The sequence below is a fragment of the Qipengyuania sp. genome (genome assembly GCF_042095715.1).
Taxonomy (GTDB): Bacteria; Pseudomonadota; Alphaproteobacteria; order Sphingomonadales; family Sphingomonadaceae; genus Qipengyuania.
In genome coordinates this window covers 1-6,797 of sequence record NZ_JBELMO010000104.1, presented here as the reverse complement: position 1 = coordinate 6,797, position 6,797 = coordinate 1, and the positions used below count along the sequence as shown (strand labels likewise).

Below are 6,797 nucleotides of genomic sequence, written 5' to 3'. Positions count from 1 at the left end.
GGTCCATGTGCAGGCACAGGACCTGTTCATGGACGGGCTGGCCGGGGTCACCGATCCCGAGGCGAAGCGCAAGTTCATCGGCAAGACCTTCATCGACGTGTTCGAGGCGGAGGCGAAGAAGATCGGCGGGGCGGAATTCCTGGCGCAGGGCACGCTTTACCCGGACGTGATCGAAAGCGTCAGCTTCACCGGCGGACCATCGGTGACGATCAAAAGTCACCACAATGTCGGTGGGCTGCCCGAGCGGATGAATATGAAGCTGGTCGAGCCGCTGCGCGAATTGTTCAAGGACGAGGTGCGCGTGCTGGGTCGCGAGCTGGGCCTGCCCGACGTGTTCGTCGGCCGGCATCCGTTCCCCGGTCCCGGGCTCGCGATCCGTATCCCGGGCGAGGTGACGAAGGAACGGTGCGACATCCTGCGCAAGGCGGACGCGATCTACCTTGAGGAGATCCGCTCGGCCGGGCTGTACGATGCGATCTGGCAGGCGTTTGCGGTATTGTTGCCGGTCCGCTCGGTCGGCGTGATGGGCGACGGGCGGACCTATGACTCGGTGCTGGCACTACGGGCGGTGACCTCGACCGACGGCATGACAGCGCAGGCATTCCAGTTTCCGGGTGACTTCCTGCCGCGCGTGGCGACGCGGATCATCAACGAAGTGAAGGGCATCAACCGCGTCACTTACGATTACACCTCGAAGCCCCCCGGCACGATCGAGTGGGAATGATTCGGGGCCATTTTTGGCTATCGCGATCAATCGGCAAAGCTCGGTCAAAGCATTGAAATAAAAAGACTATCTCACGCTATCTATCGAGGTCAATCGCGGAGCAGCGGTTGGCCCTGGCGTCCTGCGTGACGGTATCCGGCAAACTTGCACTTGGCCCAGTCCAGCGATACCGTCAGAGGTATTGAAGCCAGTGACGGTATTCTTTCCGCACTAAGCCATTGTAAATCATGCGACAATTTCGGCAGAATTGCCGAAAATCGCCTGACGGTATTTTGCGTAGAGGAGGTCGGTATGCTCACCGATGTTGCCCTTAAGAACCTGAAACCACGCGAAAAAGCATACAAGGTCACGGACCGTGACGGCCTTTATGTTCAGGTCTCAACCTCCGGGACGCTGACGTTTCGGCTGGACTACCGGCTGCATGGGCGACGCGAGACGCTGACGCTCGGGAAGTACGGTCCCTCCGGTTTGTCCCTTGCTCGAGCCCGTGAAGCGACGATCGACGCTAAACGTGCAGTCTTCGAAGGCAGGTCCCCTGCCCAGGAAAAGCAGCGCGACAAACGCCGGATCAAAGAGGCCAAGAGCTTCGGTGAGTTTGGTGAGCGCTGGTTGGTGAAGGCGCCGATGGCGGACAGCACCCGCGCAATGCGGCGTTCGATCTTCGAACGAGAGCTTCTGCCAGTCTGGAAGAATCGGCTGCTGACAGAAATCACGCCGGATGACCTGCGCGCCCACTGCGGCAAGATCGTCGATCGCGGCGCTCCGGCGACTGCGATCCATGTCCGCGACATCCTGAAGCAGATCTACGGATTTGCGATCTTGCACGGCGAGAAGGTCGCCAATCCGGCCGACGATGTCGGCCCCGCCTCGATCGCGAAGTTCGTTCCAAAGGACCGGTCGCTGTCGCCGACGGAAATTCGCGTGATGCTCAAGCAGCTCGACCATGTGGCGACGCTGCCAACGATCCGACTCGGGATGCGCCTCTTTCTGCTGACAATGGTGCGCAAGAGCGAGCTGCAGGATGCGGTCTGGGACGAGGTGGACTTCGAGAACGCCGTGTGGACGATCCCCAAGGAACGCATGAAGCGATCCAAGGCGCATAACGTCTATCTCTCGCAGCAATGCCTCGACATCATGATCGCGTTGAAGACCTGCGCGGGTAACTCGCGCTACCTTCTGCCGTCTCGGTATGATGCGGATGCGCCGATGTCCCGGGCGACCTTTAATCGCGTCACCTATGCCGTCGTGGAGCGTGCGCAGAAGGAAGGCTTACCGCTGGAGCCGTTCACGGTACATGACTTGCGCCGCACCGGATCGACCCTGCTCAACGAACTGGGGTTCAACAGTGACTGGATCGAAAAGTGCCTGGCCCATGAAGATGGGCGATCCTCGCGCGGCGTCTACAACAAGGCGGAGTACGAGCATCAGCGGCGGCATATGATGCAGGAGTGGTCTGATATCATCGATGCTTGGGTGGCGGGGCAGAAGCGCGTGCCGGTCCTGATTCCGCCCTCGATGCCTATGCTCGTGCCTGATCCGGCGCTTTGACGGGGCGCGCCTTGCGCTTGCGTACATCAGGATGCGGCGCGCGGTCGATGGGCGATCGCCGAGCTGTCGCCAGGCGCTCGGTCAGCCACGCTTCGACCTCGGCCAGATCCCACACCACACAGCGCGGGGTGAGCGCAAAGCGACGAGGGAATTCGCCGCGCAGTTCCATCTCGTAGATGGTGGTGTCGGCCAGCGGTATGATCTGCCGAAGCTCATGGCGGCGGATCATCCGCTTTTTGAGGGCCTCAGGTTTCGTCGACATAACTCTACTCCAACGGGATTGGCGTCTGATGCCGATTGGAGCCGATAGACCCGACATGAAAAGAGCGAACACACCGGCGTAGGGCCCGCGGCGGCAATGGCGTACAAATCGGCGGGCTCGTTCTGGTTGTCCCTTGGCCCTAGTCATGCGCAGGACGCAGTCCGTCGAGCGGAGCGACGACGTCAACAAACTGCCGGCGCAGGCTTGCCAGTCCGATTGCCAGAGCCAGGTCTTGCCAATCCGAAAGGCCGCGTATCGTGCGTAGATCAATAAATTGAAGTGAAGAAGCAGTCGCCCTTAATCCTGCGCCAGCTTAACTGCTCAATCTTGAACTCCCGACCGAAGTTGCATCGTCACCTCCCGTTCCATACAGACCGTATTTCGGTGTCGACCACAGCAGCGTCTCCTCAGTCAAGGCGCCGTTATGGTAATTCGGTAACTACCCCAAAGGCGACACCAGGGCATGACAGGCGGAGGGATCACTGATTTGTTCCGATAGACGTGGTCGAGGAATCCGTTGCCAATCCTTGATAGGTCGATTCCTGCCACCCGAGTCCGAGTGATTTTTGGATGGCGATATAACTTGCCGTAAGAGCCGCAACCGCACTTTGAAGGTTTGATGCAGCAAGCACTTTCTGACGACCGGACTCGAGTGCGTCACTGCGGGAAATCACCTGTCGCTGGAAGCGTTGTTGTGTCAAAATGTCTGACTCGTCAGCCGATCGCTTGATCTCGGCGAGCGCTGCCACATTGCGACGTTGCTGTGCAAAGCGCGCGAGCGAATTCTCGGCGTCCTGGAACGCACCTAGAACGACCTGTCGATACTGTGCCTCAGCTTCGTCTCGTCCAGCGCGCGCTTGCGTTATCTGGGCCGAAGTTCGTCCAAAATCGAGCAACCCCCATTGTAGCTGGGGCACGGCAATGTTGGAGATATTTCCCAGATCGACCAGGTCTCCGACAGACGTTCCGCCGATGCCTAGGATCCCCATAAAGCTGATCTTGGGAAAACGCGCTGCTTCAGCGACGCCAATCCGGGCGGTCGTGGCCGCCAGATTGCGCTCGGCGGCGCGTATGTCGGGTCGACGGCGAAGTAGAGAGGCGGGATCGCCGATGGCGACGACCTGTGGTGGCAAGGGGACGTCACGCGGGATAGCCAGCAAGGAATCGAGCCTCCCTGGCGCCTCCCCTGCAAGCACGGCGAGCGCATTGAGATAAATTCCGATCTCCGCCTCAGCCGTAGCGAGATCGCCGTTGGTAGCCTGAATGGCGCGGTTCGCCTGACCAATGGCAAAGGCCGGCACCGTGCCCTGCTGAAAGCGTTGCCGAGCGAGGCCTAGCTGCTGCTTCTGCAGGTCCAGCCCCCCACGAAGTGCAGCGGCGCGCTGCTGCCGGTCCCGCAGATTCGTATAACTTTGCGCAACGTCGGCTGCGAGTTGAACGTGTGCATCTGCCGCGTTGTAGGACGCCGCTGCGGCTAGTGCGTTAGCGGATTCTATTTTTCGGATCTGGCCTCCCGCAAAATCGATTTCCCAATTTGCGTTCAGGCCGAGATTGAAAAACTGGAGAGAGGAATCCGCGTCCTGGGAAGGGGGCGTTGCGCCGTTCCCCTGAGCTGACTGCAGATCGATCCCGGGAAGGTCGGCGAAGATTCCGGTCGCTTGTGCCCCAGCTTTCGGAAAGCGGTTAGCGCGCTCCTGGCGCACGGATGCACGCGCCTGACGGAGTCGCGCCTGGGCGACATCGATCGACGGATTCGCTGCAAGTGCGCGTTGCTCAAGCTCGTTCAGGACCGGATCTTGAAGGGCCGTCCACCACTCAGCAACTGCGGGGTCATTGGTGCTCGTACTCGCGGTCTGGCGCACGAACTTGGATTGGGGGGCGGCGCGATCCAACCCCGGCGGTCCGGCGTAGTCCGGGCCAACGACACATCCGCCGAGCAGCAAGGGGGCGAGAACGAGACCTCTGAAGTTTATCATCGCAGCCTCAATGCATCGCCATGGACTGCCCTTTAGGCAGCGGGCGCAGGAACAAAACGAGTGGAAGCGTGGCTAGTGTCGCAAGCGCCATCGCCAGGAAAATGTCATTGTACGTCATGATGAAGGCCTGCTGCTGAATGGTCCCGGCAAGCGACTGAAGGGCGGCGTCCATCTGGCCGAACGTCCTGGTCATGCCGGCGAGATAATCCTGCAACCTTGGGTCGTTTGCCCAAAGGGTCTCTTCCATCCGTCGGCTATGGAGCGACATTCGCTGGTCCTGAAAGGAGGCCAGGGCGGCCAAAGCGAACGACCCGCCGAGATTTCGTGCGGCATTGAAGATGCCTGATGCATCACCGGCATCCTCCTTGCTGACCGAAGCGATAGTGGCCTGGTTCAGGAACAGCATGGTGAGGATCATGCCGACACCACGCAGTAACTGTCCGGCGGTAAAGGCTTCTCCGGCAGATTCCGCGGTGAGGCTGGTGTTGACGAGGCAGCTGGCGGCCATGAGCGCAAGGCCTGTGCCAACGGCGATCCTGATATCGACGACGCGGATAAGCAGCGGGATGACGGGCATCAGCAGGAAGGCAGGCACACCCATGAGGAAAATCACCTGACCCGTCTCAAGGGCGTTATAGTTAGCGATCAGCGCGAGGAATTGCGGGATGACGAAGGTCGAGCCGTACATCACCATGCCCAGCGCCAGCGCCATGACGACGACGCTGCCGAATTGTCGATTCATCACGATCCGCAGCTTAAGCACAGGCTTGGCGGCCCTGAATTGTCCGATACCCAGCATGACAAAACCAATCAGGGTCATGATCGTCAGCCGGACGATGTACGTCGATTCAAACCATTCTTCACGGTGCCCTTCCTCAAGCACGACCGTCAGTCCTCCCAGGCCGAGGATCATGCCGACGATCCCGAACCAGTCCGCCTCGCGGAAATAGACCCAGTTCGTTTTCTCGTGCGGCAGGCCGAGAAGCAGCAGCAGCAAGAGCAGACCGCAGACCGGCACGTTGACGAAGAAGGCATAATGCCAGCTCAGATTTTCCGTGAGCCAGCCTCCGAGCAGGGGGCCAAGAACCGGACCCAGGATGACGGTCATTCCAAAAAGGGCCATGCCGATTGGCTGTTGCGATGGCGGGAGGCGCTTTGCGACGATCGTCATCGCTGTCGGGATGAGCACGCCGCCCGTGAACCCCTGACCCGCCCTTCCGACGATCATTGTCATCAGATCCGTAGCGGTGCCGCACAGGACCGAGAATCCTGTAAAAGAGGTCACAGAGATGAGGAGAAGTGTCCTCAACCCCAAAAGCCGTTCCAGCCACGCGCTCAGCGGTATGATGATGATCTCGGCAACGAGAAAAGCCGTGGCGATCCACGTTCCTTCCGTGCCGGTCGCTCCGATCTCCCCTTGGATAGTCGGCAGCGCCGAGTTGACGATCGAGATGTCGAGTGTCGCGAGCAGCGCGCCCAGCGCGCCGGCCGCGACCGCGATCCAGGCCGTCGAGTCGGCTCGCTCGGCGCGTAACGTCCCCGGAGATGCAGCAACCGTCGCCACGCTCAGCGCTTCCGACTTACGGCCTGCCGGATTCTCTCCAGGTCGCCTTTGGCCGAACGGGTATCGACAGTAATGCCGACCGACATTCCGGGAACCAGAAGGGGCCTGACTTCGGGCGGCGCATCGATCGCGATACGGACGGGCACGCGCTGAACGATCTTCGTGAAGTTGCCGGTCGCGTTTTGCGGCGGGAGCACGGAGAACTGGGCACCTGTGCCCGGTGCGAAGCTGGCAACCCGCCCTTTCAGCTCGACCCCGGGGAGCGCGTCGACGTCGATGCTGACGGGCTGGCCGACTCGCATGAGACCTAGCTGCGTCTCTTTAAAATTGGCCTCGATGAAGAGGCGCTCCACCGGCACCAGCGTCATCAGGCGCGTTCCGGGCTGTACGAACTGCCCTACCCGGACAGCGAGATCGCCGACGCGACCATCGATCGCTGCCTTGAGCAACGTCGATTCGGTGTTCACACGCGCGGCGGAGAGCTGAGCGCGAGCGGCTTCGGCTTGCGATTGCGCCTGTCGTACCTGCGCACCAAGCGTGCCAACGCGCCTTTCTGCTGCGGTAAGGCCGGCCTGAGCAGCATTGGCGCGCTCATCTGCCTGTCGTGCCTGCGTCTGAAGCTGAGCAAATCGCTCGCCTGGCTCTGCGCCAGACGCCGCCAGCGGCTGATAGCGCGCAACCTGCTGCCGCGCGAAGGCGGCCTCGGCGCGCGCCGAGGCCGCC

At 61.0% G+C, this 6,797-nt stretch carries 6 protein-coding genes; 2 read left to right on the top strand and 4 right to left on the bottom strand.

From position 1 onward, the window contains the following. Both guaA and ACFDTG_RS15600 read left to right on the top strand, forming a co-directional pair. Nucleotides 1–724 (top strand): glutamine-hydrolyzing GMP synthase (gene guaA / locus ACFDTG_RS15605; protein WP_375291881.1); only part of this gene is annotated, 724 nt, incomplete at its 5' end. Nucleotides 725–1,015: 291 nt separating this feature from the next. Further along, complete coding sequence (locus ACFDTG_RS15600; RefSeq protein ID WP_037529235.1) at nt 1,016–2,272, top strand: tyrosine-type recombinase/integrase; 1,257 nt, start codon at nt 1,016–1,018, stop codon at nt 2,270–2,272. Here the strand turns inward: ACFDTG_RS15600 and ACFDTG_RS15595 are convergent. From ACFDTG_RS15595 to ACFDTG_RS15580, 4 genes are all read right to left on the bottom strand, one after another. Continuing rightward, nucleotides 2,244–2,534: an AlpA family transcriptional regulator gene (locus ACFDTG_RS15595; protein WP_037529236.1), complete on the bottom strand. Its 291-nt coding sequence runs from the start codon at nt 2,532–2,534 to the stop codon at nt 2,244–2,246. The two genes, ACFDTG_RS15600 and ACFDTG_RS15595, sit on opposite strands and share 29 nt — an antisense overlap. A gap of 479 nt (nt 2,535–3,013) precedes the next feature. Next, nucleotides 3,014–4,510 carry an efflux transporter outer membrane subunit gene (locus tag ACFDTG_RS15590; RefSeq protein WP_066485704.1) on the bottom strand — a complete coding sequence of 499 codons (1,497 nt, stop codon included), beginning with the start codon at nt 4,508–4,510 and terminating at the stop codon, nt 3,014–3,016. Between the two features lie 7 nt (nt 4,511–4,517). Further along, a complete protein-coding gene (locus ACFDTG_RS15585) occupies nt 4,518–6,074 on the bottom strand; it encodes an MDR family MFS transporter (protein WP_037529238.1) in 1,557 nt (518 codons plus the stop codon). A gap of 2 nt (nt 6,075–6,076) precedes the next feature. Then, on the bottom strand, nt 6,077–6,797 hold a 721-nt coding region (locus ACFDTG_RS15580), incomplete at its 5' end, for an HlyD family secretion protein (protein WP_375291880.1).